This window comes from Pseudomonas sp. NPDC086278, from assembly GCF_050280905.1.
In the GTDB taxonomy this organism is placed as follows: Bacteria; Pseudomonadota; Gammaproteobacteria; order Pseudomonadales; family Pseudomonadaceae; genus Aquipseudomonas.
This window is the reverse complement of record NZ_JBNNWE010000117.1, coordinates 1-18,053: the sequence shown is the minus strand read 5'-3', so window position 1 is coordinate 18,053 and position 18,053 is coordinate 1. Positions and strand designations below refer to the sequence as shown.

Below are 18,053 nucleotides of genomic sequence, written 5' to 3'. Positions count from 1 at the left end.
GGGGCGATTTGTCGCAGGCAAACGTGGTGGTCAAGGCTGCGGGGTGTCGGCAGGCTTGCTAGAGTGGTCCCTGCACTGTTGGATGAATTCATCACGCCTACCTGTTTACCGGGACGCGCGGGGTCGGCAAGACCACCATCGCGCGAATTATCGCCAAATGCCTGAACTGTGAGACAGGTATCACTTCGACGCCGTGCGGCGAATGCTCGGTGTGCCGCGAGATCGATGAAGGTCGCTTCGTCGACCTGATCGAGATCGACGCCGCGAGCCGCACCAAGGTCGAGGACACCCGCGAGCTGCTCGACAACGTGCAGTACGCGCCGAGCCGCGGGCGCTTCAAGGTCTACCTGATCGACGAAGTGCACATGCTCTCCAGCCATTCCTTCAATGCGCTGTTGAAAACCCTCGAAGAGCCGCCGCCCTACGTCAAGTTCATCCTGGCCACCACCGACCCGCAGAAACTTCCGGCAACGATTCTCTCGCGGTGCCTGCAGTTCTCCCTGAAAAACATGACGCCCGAGCGTGTGGTCGAGCATTTGACCCACGTGCTGGGCGTCGAGAACGTGCCGTTCGAAGACGACGCGCTGTGGCTGCTGGGCCGTGCTGCCGACGGTTCGATGCGTGACGCCATGAGCCTGACCGACCAGGCCATCGCCTTCGGTGAAGGCAAGGTCATGGCCGCTGATGTGCGGGCGATGCTCGGGACGCTGGATCACGGTCAGGTCTACGACGTTTTGCATGCGCTGATCGAAGGCGATGCCAAGGCGTTGCTCGAAGGTGTTCGTCACCTGGCCGAGCAAGGGCCGGACTGGAATGGCGTGCTCTCGGAGATTCTCAATGTGCTGCATCGTGTCGCCATCGCTCAGGCCTTGCCCGACGGTGTCGACAACGGTCAGGGCGACCGTGATCGGGTGTTGGCATTGGCGCAGGCCTTGCCGGCCGAAGACGTGCAGTTCTATTACCAGATGGGCCTGATCGGGCGCCGCGACTTGCCGCTGGCGCCAGACCCGCGTGGTGGTTTTGAGATGGTCCTGCTGCGCATGCTCGCGTTCCGACCGGCGGACACGGCGGACGCGCCGAGGCAACCGCTAAAGCCAGTGGGGATCAGCCAGGCCACAGTTGATTCCGCCAATTCAGTGGCTGCTGCGCCGGTAGTCGCTGCGGCAGTTGCACCGGCTCCCGTTGTTTCAGTTGCTGCGCCAGAGCCAGAGCCAGAGCCAGAGTCGGAACCGGAACCGGTCGCGCCGGTTGTCGCTCCAGTACCAGTGGTAGAACCCACAGCGGTCGAACCAGTCGTCGACCTGCCATGGAATGACCCGGTCGAACCGGAGCCTGTGCAGCAACCCGCCGTCGAGCCGGTGCTGGAAACTGCCAGCGAACAACCCGAGCTGGCGCCGATGCCGTTGCCGATACCTGATAGCGTGGTGCCCGACGCACCGGAGTGGGCCGCTGCGCCAATTCCCGAGCCGTCCGTGGCCGATGTCGACGCCGCGACACCCGGCGTGGACCTGGACGACGAGCCGCCGCTGGACGAAGACTATATCGAGCCGGACATGGATTCGGCCTACAGTTACCTGGACGAACTGGCCAGCGAACACGCTGCCGAGCCCGCGCCGGAACCCGAGCCTGAGCCGGCCGCGATGCCGGCCACCGGTCTGGCGTTGCAATGGCTGGAGCTGTTCCCGAAGCTGCCGATTTCCGGCATGACCGGCAGCATCGCCGCCAACTGCACGCTGATCGCCGTCGATGGCGACAATTGGCTGATGCACCTCGACCCGGCCCACAGCGCCTTGTTCAATGCGACTCAGCAGCGCCGCCTTAACGATGCGTTGAACCAGTTTCACGGACGCACGCTGACCCTGAGCATGGAGCTGATCAAGCCCGAGCAGGAAACGCCGGCGCAAGCCGCGTCCCGTCGTCGCGCGAACCGCCAGCGTGAGGCCGAGGAGTCGATTCACGGCGATCCGTTCATCCAGCAAATGATGCAACAGTTCGGTGCGGTGGTTCGTAACGATACTATTGAGCCTGTCGAAGCTCTGGTCAGTCAGGGCTAATAACTGAAGGCGCTCGGCCGCAAGGGCCGGGCGCTGTTTAAATCCAAGTACGTTTGAGGTGATTCCCATGATGAAAGGTGGCATGGCCGGCCTGATGAAGCAGGCGCAGCAGATGCAGGAAAAAATGGCCAAGATGCAGGAAGAACTGGCCAACGCCGAAGTCACCGGTAAAGCCGGCGGCGATATGGTCACCGTGGTCATGACCGGTCGTCACGACGTGAAAAGCGTGACCATCGACCCAAGCCTGGTGGAAGGTCTGAGCGAAGACGACAAGGAAATGCTTGAAGCCGTCGTCGCCGCCGCCGTCAACGACGCCGTGCGCAAGATCGAAGCCAACAGCCAGGACAAAATGGGCAGCGTAACCGCTGGCATGCAATTGCCGCCGGGTATGAAACTGCCGTTCTGATTCGCCAAGGCGCGTCGGATGAGCTACAAAAAATGCCAGGCATCGCGCCTGGCATTTTTGTTTCTGGTGGTTGGCGCAGCCGTCGCAACCCGGTAGGCGCGGAACCACTGACAACAGATTGGGAGCGCTTCGCACTCCAACGGGGGCAAGCCCCCTCGCCACCGGAGGCGGCAGAAACATCGAACGCCATACCGCCACCAAGGTCTGCATCCTATATCGCCAAATTCATCGATCACCGGAGACGCTCACATGCCAGAAGCATTGACCCTCAACCAACGTATCGTCCTGGCGTCCCGCCCCGCAGGCGCGCCGACGCCGGAGAATTTTCGCCTGGAACGCGAAGCACTGCCGGACCTGGCCGACGGTCAGGTGTTGCTCAAGACCCTTTACTTGTCGCTGGACCCCTACATGCGCGGGCGCATGAGTGACGCGCCGTCCTACGCCGCGCCGGTAGAAATCGGCGAAGTAATGACCGGTGGTGCGGTCAGCCGCGTGGAGCGCTCACTGAATCCGAAGTTTCAGGAAGGCGACGTGGTGGTTGGTTCTACCGGCTGGCAGAGCCACAGCATCAGCGACGGACGCAACATCATCCCGGTGCCGTCCGGGCTGCCAAGGCCTTCGATGGCGTTGGGTGTGCTCGGCATGCCGGGCATGACCGCGTACATGGGCCTGATGGACATCGGCCAACCCAAGGCCGGCGAAACCCTGGTGGTCGCGGCGGCCTCGGGCGCGGTGGGTTCGGTGGTCGGCCAAGTGGCGAAGATCAAGGGCCTGCGCGTGGTTGGCGTGGCCGGTGGCGCGGACAAGTGCCGCTATGTGGTCGACGAATTGGGTTTTGACGCGTGCATCGACCACAAAAGCCCCGACTTTGCTACCGAACTGGCGCTGGCGTGCCCCAAAGGCATCGACATTTACTACGAGAACGTCGGTGGCAAGGTGTTCGACGCGGTGCTGCCCCTGCTCAACGCCAAGGCGCGGATTCCGCTGTGCGGCCTGATCGCGTCCTACAACGCCAAGGAGGCGCCCACCGGCCCGGATCGCCTGCCGCAATTGCAGCGCGCCTTGCTGACCAAGCGTGCGCGCATCCAGGGCTTTATCGTGTTTGACGATTACGGTGATCGTCAGCCGGAATTCGTCAGCGCCATGGCGCCGTGGGTGCGCGACGGCAAGGTGAAATTCCGCGAAGACGTGGTCGATGGCCTCGAGCAGGCGCCTGAAGCGTTCATCGGTCTGCTCGAAGGGCGCAATTTCGGAAAACTGGTGGTGCGAGTCGCACAAGACTGAGTATTTGACGCTAAAGAGAGGCGCGGGTATAAACCGCGTCTCGTTGTTTTGTCGGACGTTTCCCCATGAGCTTCAGCCCTTTGATTCGCCAACTGATCGATGCCCTGCGTACGCTGCCGGGCGTCGGTCAGAAAACCGCCCAGCGCATGGCGCTGCAACTGCTGGAGCGTGATCGCAGCGGTGGTTCGCGGCTGGCGCTCGCGTTGAGCCAGGCCATGGAAGGCGTCGGTCATTGCCGTTTGTGCCGCACCCTGACCGAAGATGATCTTTGCCCGCAATGTGCCGATAACCGCCGCGACGACACATTGTTGTGTGTGGTCGAAGGGCCGATGGACGTTTATGCGGTGGAGCAGACCGGTTTTCGGGGTCGCTACTTCGTGCTCAAAGGGCATTTGTCGCCGCTGGATGGTCTCGGGCCTGAGGCTATTGGTATCCCGCAGTTGCTGGCGCGGATTGAAGAGGCGGGGAGCTTCACTGAAGTCATCCTGGCGACCAACCCTACAGTGGAAGGCGAGGCCACGGCGCATTACATCGCGCAACTGCTGGCCAACAAAGGCCTGATTGCTTCGCGCATTGCCCATGGCGTGCCGTTGGGTGGCGAGTTGGAGTTGGTGGATGGCGGAACGTTGGCGCATTCGTTTGCCGGGCGTAAGCCGATCGCCTTGTAGCGTCTGGACTGATGCCTTCGCGAGCAAGCCCGCTCCCACAGGGGTTTTGTGAACACCACGAATCCAGCGTGGGAGCGAGTTTGCTCGCGATGAAGTCGCCTCGGTCCATCTGATTCACACAATCCTGTTGAACACCAAGCAAGCGCTCGGTTAACGTCGCTGAACCCTTCAGTGGAGTTCGCCGATGCCTGCCTTCCAGGAATACTTCGATTCCAGCCACCAATTGGTCCGCGACAGCGTCAGACGTTTCGTCGAGCGCGAGATCCTGCCGGACATCGATCAGTGGGAAGAAGCCGAAACGTTTCCTCGCGAGCTCTACCTCAAGGCCGGCGCGGCGGGGATTCTGGGCATCGGTTATCCCGAGGCGCTGGGCGGCAGTCACCAGGGTGATGTGTTCGCCAAGGTCGCCGCCAGCGAAGAGTTGATGCGCTGCGGCTCCGGCGGCCTGGTCGCCGGTTTGGGCTCGCTGGACATCGGCTTGCCGCCGATCGTCAAATGGGCCAGGCCTGAGGTCCGTGATCGTGTCGTCCCGCTCGTGTTGGCCGGGGAGAAGATCAGCGCCTTGGCCGTCACCGAGCCCAGCGGCGGCTCCGATGTGGCCAACCTGCAAACCCGTGCCGTGCGAGACGGCGATTTTTACCGTGTCAGCGGCAGCAAAACCTTTATCACCAGTGGCGTGCGCGCGGATTTCTATACCGTCGCCGTCCGTACCGGCGCGCCGGGGTTCGGCGGCATCAGCCTGTTGTTGATCGAGAAAGGCACCCCGGGTTTCACCGTCGGTCGCCAGTTGAAAAAAATGGGCTGGTGGGCCTCGGACACTGCCGAACTGTTCTTCGACGATTGCCGGGTGCCTGTCGAGCATCTGATCGGCGCCGAAAACATGGGCTTCGCCTGCATCATGGGCAACTTCCAGAGTGAACGGCTGGCGTTGGCGCTGATGGCCAACATGACCGCGCAACTGGCGCTGGAAGAGAGCCTGAAGTGGGCGCGCCAGCGTGAGGCGTTTGGCAAGCCTATCGGCAAGTTTCAGGTGCTCAAGCATCGCCTCGCGGAAATGGCCACCGCGCTGGAGGTGTCACGGGAATTCACTTATCGCCAAGCGGCGAAAATGGCGGCGGGGCAGAGTGTGATCAAGGAGATTTCGATGGCGAAGAACTTTGCCACCGACACGGCGGATCGCGTCGTCAACGATGCGGTGCAGATTTTGGGTGGTTTGGGTTACATGCGCGACAGCCTGGTGGAGCGGCTGTACCGCGATAACCGGATACTCTCGATTGGCGGCGGGACGCGGGAAGTGATGAACGAGATCATCAGCAAGCAGATGGGGCTTTAATTGGTGGGGGGAGGCGGCCGGCCTCTTCGCGAGCAAGCCCGCTCCCACATTCATCCGCATTTCTTTTGATGGAATGCGTTCAACTGTGGGAGCGGGCTTGCTCGCGAAGGCGTACTGACAGGCTTACTGCTCGCTCAACGCAAACTGCGTCAGGCAGAACGTCGCAATTCCCATATCTTCCAGCCGCTGCGACCCACCCAGTTCCGGCAGATCAATAATCGCCGCCGCTTCATGAACCCGCGCGCCCATGCGCCGGATCAGGTTTGCCGCCGCAATCAGCGTGCCGCCGGTGGCGATCAAATCATCGAACATCACCACTGAATCGCCTTCACAAAGGCTGTCGGCGTGTACTTCGAGGAACGCTTCGCCGTATTCGGTGGCGTAACCCTCGGCCAGCACGTCCGCCGGCAATTTGCCTTGTTTACGGAACAACACCAGCGGCTTGTTCAACTGATAGGCCAGCACGGAGCCGATCAGGAAACCACGGGCATCCATCGCGCCGATGTGGGTGAAGTCCGCCTCGACGTAACGATGGGCAAAGCTGTCCATCACCAGCCGCAGCGCGGTGGGCGATTGAAACAATGGAGTGATGTCGCGAAAAATCACGCCCGGCTTGGGGAAGTCGATCACGGGGCGGATCAGGGATTTGATGTCGAAGGAGTCGAAGACCATCGTCGAGGTGTCCTGGCAGGCTGCAAACGACGCAGTATAACGGCGGCTGAACCGTTGCGCTCAGCCGCATTCGTTACAAAATCAGCCTTCGATCGAGCCGCCGGCCAGCGCACACAGCTGAATCGGGTCGAGGATATGGATTTCTTTACCTTCAGCGGCGATCAGTTCGTTTTGCTGAAAACGGGTGAACACGCGGGACACGGTTTCGACGGCAAGCCCCAGGTAATTGCCGATTTCGTTGCGCGACATGCTCAGGCGGAACTGATTGGCCGAGAAGCCGCGAGCGCGGAAGCGTGCCGACAGGTTGACCAGGAACGTGGCGATGCGCTCGTCGGCGGTTTTTTTCGACAGCAGCAACATCATTTGCTGATCGTCACGAATCTCGCGGCTCATCACGCGCATCAGCTGACGGCGCAATTGCGGCAATTGCAGGGCCAGTTCGTCGAGGCGTTCGAAAGGGATTTCGCAGACTGAAGTGGTTTCCAGCGCTTGCGCCGACACCGGGTGCTTTTCCGTGTCCATGCCCGACAGCCCGACCAATTCGCTGGGCAAGTGGAAACCGGTCAGTTGTTCTTCGCCGCCATCGCTCAGGCTGAAGGTTTTCAACGCGCCGGAGCGAACTGCGTAAACGGAATCGAACGTGTCGCCCTGGCGGAACAGGAACTCGCCTTTTTTCAACGGGCGCCCACGCTTGACGATCTCGTCCAGCGCGTCCATGTCTTCCAGATTCAGCGAAAGTGGCAAGCAGAGGGGGGCCAGGCTGCAATCCTTGCAATGGGCCTGGTTATGAGCGCGCAGTTTTACTGGCTCGGACATTTCTTCAATCCTTGTGGGAAAACACACATAAGACGTAAGGGTAACCCACGAGATGGCATTCAGGCCAGTCGGTGCCGATTTGTCATGTCCGGTAAAGGGCGGCGGTCGGCGGCCGATAACCTGGCATTCGACCCTGCGCAAGGAACTGTTTCATGTCCACCATTGGCGTGCTTAACCCCGGCAACAGTGGCGTGCAAACACGGATAGACGCCGTAAGCGGCTCCGACACCGAGGATTTTGCATCAACGGCGCAGTCATCGCCCTTGGCCGAAGGCATAAAGGTCTCGTTGTCTGGCGTTGGCATGACCCGGTCGGCGGATTCGCACGGTGCGAACAAAGACATCGAAGAAAGCGGGTTGCCGGAAAACATTCAACAGATCCTGAAAATGATTCGCCGGTTGCAACAGCAAATCGCCGAAAAACTGGCGCGCATGCAAGCGGTGATGGCCGACAAACGCCTGACGGCCGAAGAGCGCAAAGCCAAGCTTGGCGCGCTGCAGGCGGCCATCGCTACCCTTAATGGCGGGTTGATCACCGCCAACCTGTCGCTGTCCAAAGCGATTTCGCAGGCGGATCTGACGCCCGAGCAAGTCCTCAAAACCGCTTCCCTGGCCATGAAAAGCTAAATCACCCGGGAAAACCGCTGGTGGTTGTGCTGCTGCAAGTAAGCGTCAAACACCATGCACACCGACCGCACCAGCAAGCGACCGGCGGGCAGTACGGTGATTCGCTCGTTGTCGAGCTCGATCAAGCCGTCAGCGGCCAGGGTCATCAACTGCGGCCACAATTCGCCGAAGTAACCGCGAAAATCGACGTTGAAGGCCTGTTCAATCTGGCTGAACTCCAGACCGAACGAGCAGATCAGTTGTTGAATCACCGCCCGCCGCAAACGGTCGTCGGCGTTGCAGATCAAACCACGGCTGGTGGCCAGTTGCGCACTGGCGAGGGCGTTCTGGTATTGACTCAGGTCGCTGCTGTTCTGGCAGTAGAGGTCGCCGATCTGGCTGATGGCCGACACCCCCAAGCCGATCAAGTCGCAATGCCCGTGGGTGGTGTAGCCCTGGAAGTTGCGTTGCAGGGTGGATTCTTCCTGGGCAATGGCCAGTTCATCGTCGGGCAGGGCGAAGTGATCCATGCCGATATAGCGGTAACCGGCGGCGGTCAGTTGCTCGATGGTGTTCTGCAGCATTAGCAGCTTGTGTGCCGGGCTCGGCAGTTCGTTGCCGTTGATGCGTCGTTGCGGCATGAAGCGTTCCGGCAAATGCGCGTAGTTGAACACCGAGAGCCGATCCGGTTGCAGGCTGATGACTTCGTCGACCGTGCGCGCGAAATGTTCAGGTGTCTGTTTTGGCAATCCGTAGATCAGGTCGATGTTGATCGAGCGAAATTGCAGGGTCCGCGCGGCGTCGATCACGGCGCGGGTTTCTTCCAGGCTTTGCAGGCGATTGACCGCTCGTTGCACCGCCGGGTCGAGGTCTTGCAGGCCGATGCTGACCCGGTTGAAACCCAGTTCGCGCAGCAGGCCCATGGTCGACCAGTCAGCTTCGCGCGGATCGATCTCGATGCCGTAATCGCCGGAATCGTCGTCCAGCAGATTGAAATGTTTGCGCAACCGGGCCTTCAGCTGGCGCAGTTCGTCATGGCTGAGAAAGGTCGGGGTGCCGCCGCCGAAGTGCAGTTGCTCGACTTTCTGCGCGGGGTCCAGGTGGCAGGCGATCAGCTGGATTTCCTGCTCCAGGCGCTGCAAGTAGGGCAGGGCACGGCCGCGATCCTTGGTGATGACTTTGTTGCAGGCGCAGTAGTAGCAAATGTTCGCGCAGAACGGCACGTGCACGTACAGCGACAACGGGCGCAGGGCCTTGCGGCTGTCGCGCAGCGCATGGAACAGATCGAACGTGCCGACCTGACTGTTGAATTGCACGGCGGTCGGGTAAGAGGTGTAGCGCGGTCCCGCCAGGTCATAGCGGCGGATCAGATCGGTGTCCCAACGAATGGCGTCGAGCATCATGCGGGCGTCCCCCGGATAGGCTGGCAGTGTCGGCAAGTCTATGAGGTGCGGCGTTTGGGCATCTTGATTTGCATCAACGGTGGATAGCGGTTGAACGCTATTTATGGTGAGGGGGCTAATGCCCCATGAGCCAATGCTGGTGCGGCCCCGGCAGTGTCCAGATGCCGAACAGCATTACCAGCAAACCGCCCGTCATCCGCACATACCGCTTGCGCAACAACGCCGTGACTCGCTCGGCCGCCAGCCCTGTCGCCAGCAACACCGGCCAAGTGCCCAGCCCGAACGCCAACATCAGCAACGCACTGTCCAGCGCATTGCCCTGGCTCGCCGACCACAACAACGTGCTGTAAACCAGTCCGCACGGCAGCCAGCCCCACAACGCGCCCAGCAGCAACGCGCGCGGCAGGCTCGACACTGGCAGCAGTTTGTTGGCAATCGGCTGGATATGCCGCCACAGCCCGCGACCGACGCTTTCAATGCGCGTCAGTCCGCTCCACCAACCGGCCAGGTACAAGCCCATGGCGATCAGCAGCAAACCGGCAAGCACCCGCATGAACATCGCCGCCGGGCTGTTGGCCACCGCCCAGCCGGCCAGGCCGATCAGCAGTCCGGCCGTGGCGTAACTGAGGATTCGCCCCAGGTTGTACGCCAGTAACAGGCGAAAGCGGCGGCTGCGTTGCTCCTTGGGGATCGCCAGTGTCAGCGCGCCCATCAACCCGCCGCACATGCCCAGGCAATGACCGCCGCCGAGCAGGCCGAGGATCACCGCCGACACCAGCAGGGGCGCCAACTCAAGCATGGGGCGGGGCCTTGTCGTCCGGTTTGGCGGGATGGCCGCTGGCTTCGTCGACGGCGGCCTGGTGATTCGGGTCCTGGTCGTCGAACAGGATGCTGTGGGCCGGGCCGTCGAGGTCGTCGTACTGACCGCTGTCGACCGCCCAGAAGAAGATGTAAATGGCGATGGCCACGATCAGCAGCGCGGCCGGGATCATCACGTAAAGAGCTGGCATCTGCACTCCATGCCCGCGCGGCTCAAGCCGGCAGCGGGCGGGTTACTGGCGAGGCGCTGACGACCGGCGTGCTCGGCAAGCGAGTCAGGCGCAGGGCGTTCAGCACCACCGTCAACGAACTGATGGACATGCCGACCGCGGCCCATACCGGCGTAATCCAGCCGAGGGCGGCGAACGGCAACATGAGGCCATTGTACAGACCGGCCCACAGCAGGTTCTCGATGATTACCCGACGCGTGCGCCGCGCCAGGCTGAAGGCCTGCACCAGCGCATCGAGGCGGTTCGACAGCAGCACGGCATCGGCACTGGTTTTCGCCAGGTCGGTGGCCGAGCCCATGGCGACGCTGATATCTGCGGCGGCCAGCACCGGCACGTCGTTGACCCCGTCGCCGAGCATCAACACCTTGCGGCCTTCCTTGTGCAACTGTTTCAAGACCTGCAATTTATCGTCCGGGCGCAAACCGCCCCGTGCCTCATCGATGCCCAATTCGGCCGCGACACTGGCAACCATCGGCGAGCTGTCGCCGGACAGCAGCAACGTACGCCAGCCGCGCGCCTTGCACGCGGCCAACAACGCCGGGGCGTCGTCGCGCAAACGGTCGTCGAGGACAAACCAGGCCAACGGTCCCTGACGGTCGCCGAGCAGCAGCCACTGGCCTGCTTCATCGGGCATTGACGGCACGGCAGCGCCGCTGAGTTCGCAGACAAACCCCGGTTGGCCAATGCGCAGCCGGTGTTCGCCGACCACGCCTTCGAGGCCCAGCCCCGGCGTGCTGTGGACCTCCTCGGCGGCTTGCGGTGCGCGGCCAAACGCACGGGCGATCGGGTGTTCGGAGCGATTTTCCAGGGCGGCGGCGAGGCTCAGGCATTGATCGCTGTCGAGCCCGCCGAGGGGGTGGATCGACCGTAATGCCAGGCGGCCCTCGGTGAGCGTGCCGGTCTTGTCGAAAATCACCGTGTCGATCTGATTCAGGCCTTCGAGCACATGACCACGGGTCAGCAGCAAACCAAGTTTGTGCAGCGTGCCGGTGGCAGCGGTCAGCGCGGTCGGCGTCGCCAGCGACAGCGCGCACGGGCAGGTCGCGACCAGCATCGCCAGCACAATCCAGAAGGCGCGTGACGAATCCAGTTCCCACCAGAGCAGGCCGATGGCCGCGGCGGCGATCAGCGACAGCAGCAGGAACCATTGCGCGGCGCGGTCGGCGATTTCCGCTAGCCGTGGCTTCTCGGCTTGGGCACGATCCAGCAAGCGGACGATGGCGGACAGTCGGGTGTCTTGACCGAGCGCGAGCACTTCCACGGTCAACGCGCCTTCGACGTTCAACGTGCCGGCGGTGACCGCATCGCCCGGCGTTCGTGGCTGCGGCAGGTATTCACCGGTGAGCAGCGATTCATCAATGCTCGATTGGCCATCAAGGATCTTGCCATCCGCCGGCAGGATCGCGCCGGGATGCACCAGCACTTGATCGCCAACCCGCAATTCGCTGAGCAGGATTCGCTCGCTTTGGCCATCGGCACTCAACCGCAGGCACGACGCCGGCAGTAGATTGACCAACTGCGCGGTCGCCGCAGCGGTGCGTTCGCGGGCGCGGCGCTCCAGGTAACGTCCGGCCAACAGGAACAGCGCAAACATGCCCACGGCATCGAAATACAGTTCGCCAACGCCGGCGATCGCGGTCCAGATGCCGGCGAGGTAGGCGCTGCCAATTGCCAGCGACACCGACACGTCCATGGTCAGGTGCCGCGTACGAAGGTCGCGCATCGCGCCCTTGAAAAACGGCGCGCAACTGTAGAACACGATGGGCGTGGTCAGAAACAGCGCGACCCAGCGCAGGATGGTGTGCATCTGTGGGCTGAGGTCGATGTTGAATTCCGGCCACGTGGCCATGGTCGCCATCATCGCCTGGAACCACAGCAACCCGGCCACGCCGAGCTGGCGCAGGGCCAGGCGGTTTTCGCTGGCCAGTTGTTCGCTGGCGCGGTCGGCTTGGTACGGGTGGGCGACGTAACCGATGTGGCGCAGCTCGCTGAGCACTTGGCTCAACGGCAATTGCGCGTCGGCCCAGCGCACGTGCAGGCGATGGTTGGACAGGTTCAGTCGCGCCTCCGCCACGGCGGGCAGGCTGCGCAGGTGTTTTTCGATCAGCCAGCCGCAGGCGGCGCAACTGATGCCTTCCATCAACAGGGTGGTTTCGGCGAGGTCGCCGTCGTGGCGCACGAACGGCGCTTGCACGTCGGCACGGTCGTATAGCAGCAGTTCGTCCACCAACTGCACCGGCAAGGCTTCGGGGTTGACCGATGATTCGCTGCGATGCCGGTAATAGTTATCCAGCCCGCCGGCCACGATGGCTTCGGCCACGGCCTGGCAACCCGGGCAGCAGAACTCACGGGTTTCACCGAGGACGACCGCAGTGAAGCGGCTGCCGGCCGGGACGGGCAGGGCGCAGTGGTAGCAGGGGGTTGGGGTGGTCATGGAGTTTTCACTTGCGCCGCTGAATCTCTTTCGTCAGATAGGGCCTCATCGCGAGCGAGCCCGCTCCCACAGGGTTTTGTGGACGCCACAAATCCAATGTGGGAGCGAGCTTGCTCGCGATGCGCGAAGCGCAGGCTGTTACTTCTTCAGGTCTTCCGCGCCTTGCAGCGGCTCGTCACCCAGCAGCAGGTCTTTTTCATGGCTGACCTGTTCCTCTTCGAACATGCGCCAGGTCTTGTCTTCCTGCACACCCAACAGTTCCACAAAACGTCGGCCTTCAACCTTGTCGCTCAACTGGCCGATGTAGCGGCCCTGTTCGGTTTCGCTGCGGGCCAGGATGATCTTGCGATCTTTCTCGGGTTGCGTCGGCGAGATCAGGTTCAGCTCAAGGGTTTTCGGTTGGCTGTTGCCGGTCAGGCGCAGGTCGACTTCGCCGGTCACCTCGTCCAGGTGAACGGCGGCGCGCAATTGCAGGGTTTGCGCCAGCAGTTCGCGGTCCAGAGAACGATTGATGCCCTTGCCGGCCTCGTAATAGTTGTCGTTGACCAGGTTGTCCGGGTTATTCACCGCGATGGTCACCATGGACAAGGTCAGGGTCACCGAGCAGGCCAGAATCCCGATGATGATCCACGGCCAAAGGTGCTTGTACCAAGGACTTGCGGCGTTTGCTGCGGGCATGATCACTTCTCTCAACGAATTTGTGGGCCGATGAATCGGCTCTTGGCTTCAACGTGGATGCTGTCGTCATCGGCATCCTTGAGGATGAATTTCACCTCGTTGGTGCTCGATGGCAGTTGCTCCGGTGCACTGGACAGTTCCACCGGCTGGCTGAAAATTTCCCCGGCGGCGACTTTGATTTCGCGCTTGCCCTGCAGCTTGAGGTCCGGCAATCCGGTGGCCTCCAGCAGGTAGGTGTGGTCGCGCTGATCCTTGTTCATGATCTTCAGGCTGTAGACGTTTTCGATCCGGCCTTCGGCGTTCTCGCGGTACAGCACGCGGTCTTTGCTAACGTCGAAACCCACCAGCGAACGCATGAAGAATGCGCCGGCCAGCAATCCCATCATCGCCAGCAACACCACGGCATAACCAATCAGGCGCGGGCGCAGTTTATGGGTTTTCTGCCCGGACAGGTTGTGCTCGGTGGTGTAGCTGATCAGGCCGCGCGGGTAATCCATTTTGTCCATGATGCTGTCGCAGGCGTCGATGCACGCCGCGCAGCCGATGCACTCGATTTGCAGGCCGTCGCGGATGTCGATGCCGGTCGGGCAGACCTGGACGCACATCGTGCAATCGATGCAATCGCCCAGCCCCTGGGCCTTGTAGTCGATGCCTTTTTTACGCGGGCCACGGCTTTCGCCCCGGCGCGGGTCGTAGGAAACGATCAGCGTGTCCTTGTCGAACATCACACTCTGGAAGCGCGCATACGGGCACATGTAAATGCACACTTGTTCGCGCAGCCAGCCAGCATTGCCGTAGGTGGCGAGGGTGAAGAAACCCACCCAGAAATACGACCAGCCGTCCGCTTCGCCGGTGAAGAAATCGATCACCAGTTCGCGGACCGGCGAGAAGTAGCCGACGAAGGTCATGCCGGTCACGAAGCCGATCAGCAGCCACATCGAATGCTTGGCGACCTTGCGCAGGATTTTGTTGGCGCTGGTCGGCGCTTTGTCGAGCTTGATGCGTTGGTTGCGGTCGCCTTCGGTGACCTTTTCGCACCACATGAAAATCCACGTCCAGACGCTTTGCGGGCAGGTATAACCGCACCAGACACGACCGGCATACACGGTGATGAAAAACAGGCCGAAGGCGCTGACGATCAAAATGCCCGACAGCAGAATGAAATCCTGCGGCCAGAACGTTGCACCGAAAATAAAGAATTTGCGTTCCGGCAGGTTCCACCAGACGGCCTGGTGGCCGCCCCAGTTCAACCAGACCGTGCCGAAATACAACAGAAACAAAAACGCGCCGCCCATCATCCGCAGATTGCGGAACAGGCCTGTAAAGGCGCGGGTGTAGATTTTTTCCCGAGAGGCATAAAGATCGACGGTTTTGCTCGCGTCTTTGGCGGGCGGTGTGACGTCATGTACCGGAATCTGATTACTCATCATTGCATCCCACGGCAGTGGAAAAATGCCTCGGTCAGTACGTGCCGACCGCGGTCAAAAAGAGGTGTTGCAGTGGCGCAATGATACGCCGGTAGCGCCAGCGAACGGGTGCGACCTTTGGTCACGTTGGTGGAATTCAATTGACGGTGTAATGACTTGAATCAATTGACTTGTGAATTATGGACGGATTTCAACGACCGGCGAACTCATTCGTCCCATGGATTGATCAGCGCAACGCCGCTCGATTGAAAATCGCCGATGTTGCGGGTGACCACGGTGAGGCCATGAACCAGTGCAGTCGCTGCGATCAGTGCGTCGCTTTCGTTGGTGCAGTCCGGCACGTGCAAGCGGGCGCAGCGGAGGGCTACGGCGGCATCGATCGGCAGAATTCTTGCGTCGAACGCCGGCATGACGTGCTGCTTGAGCCAGGTACGCAGCACTTTCCCCTGGGCAGGATCACGTCGCTCCATGCGCAGGACGCCCGTTTCCAGTTCCTTCAAGGTGATGGCTGAAATAAACAGGCGGGGTGCGATGACCGTTTTGGCCCAGGCGACGACATTCGCGTCCGCCCGGGGTTTGCGCAGTTCAGAAATCACGTTGGTGTCGAGCAGAAACATCAGGATAAATCCATCGGTCGATGAGTGATGACGGCACGCTCTGTTTCGAATTCGATGTCTGCCGCTTCCGGCATCACCAGCAAGTCGACAATGTTTGCGCTCATGCCCGTCAGTTTTTGGTACTCCTCAATGCTTAGCAGTACATGAGCGGGCTTGCCACGGTCGGTGATGATAACCGGGCCTTGGCGCGTGGCTTTTTTGGCACTGCTTGTGTCCTGATTGAATTCACGGCTGGACATGGTAGTGATCGCCATCATGGAAACCCTCCTCGGATCGCGGAAGTAGAAACGTTACTACTTTGCCCTTGGGGCGGCAACCTTGAAACAGAGAAGCGCCAGGTCATTCGTCTGTCGGGCAGGCGGGAATACTTCGGTGAGGTGCCGATTTGCTCAGCGGTGGGGCCTCAAATCAGATCTGCCTGATCGCCAGTTTTGCCCAGGACCGCAAGACGCTGACGGTGCATCAGGTCAATAACGACAACCGGCCAGGCCGCGAGGTGGTTGCCACCATCGAGGTCCGGCAGGCCTGAACGAAAACGGCCCCGTCATCTGACGGGGCCGTTGGCTGTTGCATCAAGCGTTGGTCTTACTCGGTTTTTGCGTCTGCGGCTTTCTCACCGTGAGAGAGGCTGTAAACGTAAGCGGCCAGCAGGTGAACCTTGTCGTTGCCTTGCAGTTGCTCTTGCGCAGGCATCTGGCCCTGACGGCCGTAACGGATGGTCTGCTGCAGTTGCGCGAAGCTCGAACCGTAGATGAACGCGGCCGGGTGAGTCAGGTTAGGCGCGCCCATGGCTGGCGTGCCTTTGCCTTCCGGACCGTGGCACACCGCGCAGTTGGCGGCGAACAGTTTTTGCCCGGCAGCCGGATCAGCCTTGGTGCCTTCCGGCAGCTTGCGGCCATCGAGGTTGGTCAGTACGAACGAGGCAACGTCCGCCACGCCTTGCTCGCCGATCACGTCAGCCCACGCCGGCATTACCGCATGACGGCCGCCCATGATGGTGGTCTTGATGGTTTCCGGGTCGCCGCCCCAGCGCCAGTCGGCGTCGGTCAGGTTCGGGAAGCCATAAGCGCCTTTGGCGTCGGAACCGTGGCAGACCGAGCAGTTGGAGGCGAACAGGCGGCCACCCATCTTCAGGGCTTGCGGGTCTTTGGCGACTTCTTCGATAGGCATGGACGCGAACTTGGCGAAGATCGGACCGAACTTGGCGTCCGACTTGGCCATTTCCTTTTCCCACTCGTGAACGCCGGTCCAGCCGGTCTGGCCGTTGGCGAACGCCGTCTGCTTGTCGTTATCGAGGTAGTTGTAACCCGGCAGCAGGCCTTTCCAGTTGCCCAGGCCCGGGTACAGCACCAGGTAACCCAGGGCGAAAATGATGGTGCCCACGAACAGCATGAACCACCATTTCGGCAGTGGGTTGTCGTACTCCTCGATCCCGTCGAAGGAGTGGCCAACCGTCTCTTCCGTTTGTTCGGCGCGCTGGCCCTTGCGGGTGGACAGCAGCAGCCAGGTCAGGGCGAAGATGGTGCCGAGACTGAGGACTGTGACGTACAGACTCCAGAACGTAGTCATTCTTTGTTACTCCTAGAAGCTTGCTCGACGTGCTTGATGGCTTCGGGATCATCCGCGAAAGGCAGCAAGGTCGCGTCTTCAAACTCCGACTTGCGCTTGGGGCTGAACACCCACAACGCCAGACCGATAAAGGCCACCATCACAACAACGGTGCCCAGGCCACGAATCATCCCGATATCCATCTAAATCACCGTTTGCTTTTGATGATGGTGCCCAGGCCTTGCAGATAGGCCACCAGCGCGTCCATTTCGGTTTTGCCCTTCACGGCATCCTTGGCGCCGGCGATGTCTTCGTCGGTGTAAGGGACGCCGAGCGTGCGCAAGACTTCCAGTTTCTTGGCGGTGTCTTTGCCGTCGAGCTTGTTTTCCACGAGGAACGGGTAGGCCGGCATTTTCGACTCAGGCACCACGTTGCGCGGGTTGTACAAGTGCGCACGCTGCCAGTCATCGGAGTAACGACCGCCGACACGGGCCAGGTCCGGGCCGGTACGCTTGGAACCCCACAGGAACGGGTGGTCCCAGACGCTTTCACCGGCGACCGAGTAGTGGCCGTAACGTTCGGTTTCAGCACGGAACGGGCGGATCATCTGCGAGTGGCAGCCGACACAACCGTTGGCGATGAACACGTCGCGTCCTTCGACTTCAAGCGCGGGGCGAGGCTTCATGCCTTCGACCGGCTTGTTGGTGACGTCCTGGAAAAACAGCGGAACGATCTGGGTCAGGCCGCCGATGCTGACGGCGATAACCATGAAGAAGGCCAGCAGGCCAATGTTCTTCTCGACTGCTTCATGCTTCATCAGTGAGCTCCAACTACAGCAATCTGAGCGGCGGCTTCGGCTTCAGCCGGGTTCGAGGCACGTACGGTACGCCATACGTTGTAGGCCATGAACAGCATGCCGCTGGCAAAGAACGCACCGCCCAGGGCGCGAACGATGTAACCCGGGCCAAATCGTTTCATACTGCCGCACAGCGAATCTGAAAAAAGCCGCCAGACGCGCCAGCGGGTTGCCACTGTATTGAATGCTGGCAGTGCGGGCGG

The 18,053-nt window shown here is 61.3% G+C and carries 19 protein-coding genes and 2 pseudogenes; 7 read left to right on the top strand and 14 right to left on the bottom strand.

The window, feature by feature from the left end; translation table 11 throughout:
- Positions 1 to 86: 86 nt before the first annotated feature.
- The 5 genes and pseudogenes from dnaX to ACQKP4_RS25550 all read left to right on the top strand — a co-directional run.
- Positions 87 to 2,054, top strand: a pseudogene (dnaX, locus tag ACQKP4_RS25570) (DNA polymerase III subunit gamma/tau); the annotation flags it as partial.
- A 67-nt stretch (positions 2,055 to 2,121) separates the two neighbouring features.
- Positions 2,122 to 2,460, top strand: coding sequence for a YbaB/EbfC family nucleoid-associated protein (locus tag ACQKP4_RS25565; protein ID WP_427636668.1), 339 nt, complete (start codon positions 2,122 to 2,124; stop codon positions 2,458 to 2,460).
- A 249-nt stretch (positions 2,461 to 2,709) separates the two neighbouring features.
- Positions 2,710 to 3,744: an NADP-dependent oxidoreductase gene (locus tag ACQKP4_RS25560; protein WP_427636666.1), complete on the top strand. Its 1,035-nt coding sequence runs from the start codon at positions 2,710 to 2,712 to the stop codon at positions 3,742 to 3,744.
- Positions 3,745 to 3,809: 65 nt separating this feature from the next.
- Positions 3,810 to 4,412 carry a recombination mediator RecR gene (gene recR, locus ACQKP4_RS25555; protein ID WP_427636664.1) on the top strand — a complete coding sequence of 201 codons (603 nt, stop codon included), beginning with the start codon at positions 3,810 to 3,812 and terminating at the stop codon, positions 4,410 to 4,412.
- A gap of 184 nt (positions 4,413 to 4,596) precedes the next feature.
- On the top strand, positions 4,597 to 5,745 hold the full coding sequence (locus ACQKP4_RS25550; RefSeq protein WP_427636663.1) for an acyl-CoA dehydrogenase family protein: 1,149 nt from the start codon (positions 4,597 to 4,599) through the stop codon (positions 5,743 to 5,745).
- Positions 5,746 to 5,868: 123 nt separating this feature from the next.
- Here the strand turns inward: ACQKP4_RS25550 and ACQKP4_RS25545 are convergent, their stop codons facing one another.
- Together ACQKP4_RS25545 and fnr are read right to left on the bottom strand one after the other, a co-directional pair.
- A complete protein-coding gene (locus tag ACQKP4_RS25545) occupies positions 5,869 to 6,417 on the bottom strand; it encodes an adenine phosphoribosyltransferase (RefSeq protein ID WP_427636661.1) in 549 nt (182 codons plus the stop codon).
- A gap of 81 nt (positions 6,418 to 6,498) precedes the next feature.
- On the bottom strand, positions 6,499 to 7,233 hold the full coding sequence (gene fnr / locus ACQKP4_RS25540) for a fumarate/nitrate reduction transcriptional regulator Fnr (RefSeq protein WP_123448571.1): 735 nt from the start codon (positions 7,231 to 7,233) through the stop codon (positions 6,499 to 6,501).
- 152 nt (positions 7,234 to 7,385) lie between these two features.
- Here fnr and ACQKP4_RS25535 point away from each other — a divergent pair, with 152 nt between their 5' ends.
- Positions 7,386 to 7,859, top strand: coding sequence for a hypothetical protein (locus ACQKP4_RS25535; RefSeq protein WP_427636660.1), 474 nt, complete (start codon positions 7,386 to 7,388; stop codon positions 7,857 to 7,859).
- Here the strand turns inward: ACQKP4_RS25535 and hemN are convergent.
- The 8 genes from hemN to ACQKP4_RS25495 all read right to left on the bottom strand — a co-directional run bounded on the left by hemN (position 7,856) and on the right by ACQKP4_RS25495 (position 15,700).
- Entirely contained in the window at positions 7,856 to 9,238 is a 1,383-nt protein-coding gene (gene hemN / locus ACQKP4_RS25530) for an oxygen-independent coproporphyrinogen III oxidase (RefSeq protein ID WP_427636671.1), read from the bottom strand. The genes ACQKP4_RS25535 and hemN overlap by 4 nt on opposite strands.
- A gap of 118 nt (positions 9,239 to 9,356) precedes the next feature.
- Positions 9,357 to 10,040 carry a sulfite exporter TauE/SafE family protein gene (locus ACQKP4_RS25525; protein ID WP_427636659.1) on the bottom strand — a complete coding sequence of 228 codons (684 nt, stop codon included), beginning with the start codon at positions 10,038 to 10,040 and terminating at the stop codon, positions 9,357 to 9,359.
- Positions 10,033 to 10,251 carry a cbb3-type cytochrome oxidase assembly protein CcoS gene (ccoS, locus tag ACQKP4_RS25520; protein WP_042932684.1) on the bottom strand — a complete coding sequence of 73 codons (219 nt, stop codon included), beginning with the start codon at positions 10,249 to 10,251 and terminating at the stop codon, positions 10,033 to 10,035. Before ccoS ends, ACQKP4_RS25525 begins: the two co-directional genes overlap by 8 nt.
- A 22-nt stretch (positions 10,252 to 10,273) precedes the next feature.
- Positions 10,274 to 12,724 (bottom strand): heavy metal translocating P-type ATPase, encoded by a 2,451-nt coding sequence (locus ACQKP4_RS25515; protein ID WP_427636658.1) that lies wholly within the window; start codon positions 12,722 to 12,724, stop codon positions 10,274 to 10,276.
- Between the two features lie 138 nt (positions 12,725 to 12,862).
- The gene (locus ACQKP4_RS25510; RefSeq protein WP_427636657.1) at positions 12,863 to 13,402 is read right to left on the bottom strand and encodes a FixH family protein; all 540 of its coding nucleotides are present in this window, start codon (positions 13,400 to 13,402) and stop codon (positions 12,863 to 12,865) included.
- Positions 13,403 to 13,413: 11 nt separating this feature from the next.
- Entirely contained in the window at positions 13,414 to 14,829 is a 1,416-nt protein-coding gene (gene ccoG / locus ACQKP4_RS25505; protein WP_427636656.1) for a cytochrome c oxidase accessory protein CcoG, read from the bottom strand.
- A gap of 206 nt (positions 14,830 to 15,035) precedes the next feature.
- Positions 15,036 to 15,446, bottom strand: coding sequence for a type II toxin-antitoxin system VapC family toxin (locus ACQKP4_RS25500; protein WP_427636655.1), 411 nt, complete (start codon positions 15,444 to 15,446; stop codon positions 15,036 to 15,038).
- Entirely contained in the window at positions 15,446 to 15,700 is a 255-nt protein-coding gene (locus ACQKP4_RS25495) for a type II toxin-antitoxin system Phd/YefM family antitoxin (protein ID WP_427636670.1), read from the bottom strand. The genes ACQKP4_RS25500 and ACQKP4_RS25495 overlap by 1 nt, the downstream gene beginning before the upstream one ends.
- 131 nt (positions 15,701 to 15,831) lie before the next feature.
- Here ACQKP4_RS25495 and ACQKP4_RS25490 point away from each other — a divergent pair, with 131 nt between their 5' ends.
- Positions 15,832 to 15,975 carry a hypothetical protein gene (locus ACQKP4_RS25490; protein ID WP_427636654.1) on the top strand — a complete coding sequence of 48 codons (144 nt, stop codon included), beginning with the start codon at positions 15,832 to 15,834 and terminating at the stop codon, positions 15,973 to 15,975.
- A 56-nt stretch (positions 15,976 to 16,031) separates the two neighbouring features.
- Here the strand turns inward: ACQKP4_RS25490 and ccoP are convergent, their stop codons facing one another.
- The 4 genes and pseudogenes from ccoP to ACQKP4_RS25470 form a co-directional block, all read right to left on the bottom strand.
- The gene (gene ccoP / locus ACQKP4_RS25485) at positions 16,032 to 17,015 is read right to left on the bottom strand and encodes a cytochrome-c oxidase, cbb3-type subunit III (protein ID WP_427636652.1); all 984 of its coding nucleotides are present in this window, start codon (positions 17,013 to 17,015) and stop codon (positions 16,032 to 16,034) included.
- Positions 17,012 to 17,197 (bottom strand): CcoQ/FixQ family Cbb3-type cytochrome c oxidase assembly chaperone, encoded by a 186-nt coding sequence (locus ACQKP4_RS25480; protein ID WP_003175465.1) that lies wholly within the window; start codon positions 17,195 to 17,197, stop codon positions 17,012 to 17,014. The genes ccoP and ACQKP4_RS25480 overlap by 4 nt, the downstream gene beginning before the upstream one ends.
- Before the next feature lie 5 nt (positions 17,198 to 17,202).
- The gene (gene ccoO, locus ACQKP4_RS25475; RefSeq protein ID WP_054054085.1) at positions 17,203 to 17,811 is read right to left on the bottom strand and encodes a cytochrome-c oxidase, cbb3-type subunit II; all 609 of its coding nucleotides are present in this window, start codon (positions 17,809 to 17,811) and stop codon (positions 17,203 to 17,205) included.
- Positions 17,811 to 18,053, bottom strand: a pseudogene (locus ACQKP4_RS25470) (hypothetical protein); the annotation flags it as partial. The pseudogene ACQKP4_RS25470 and the gene ccoO, both read right to left, overlap by 1 nt.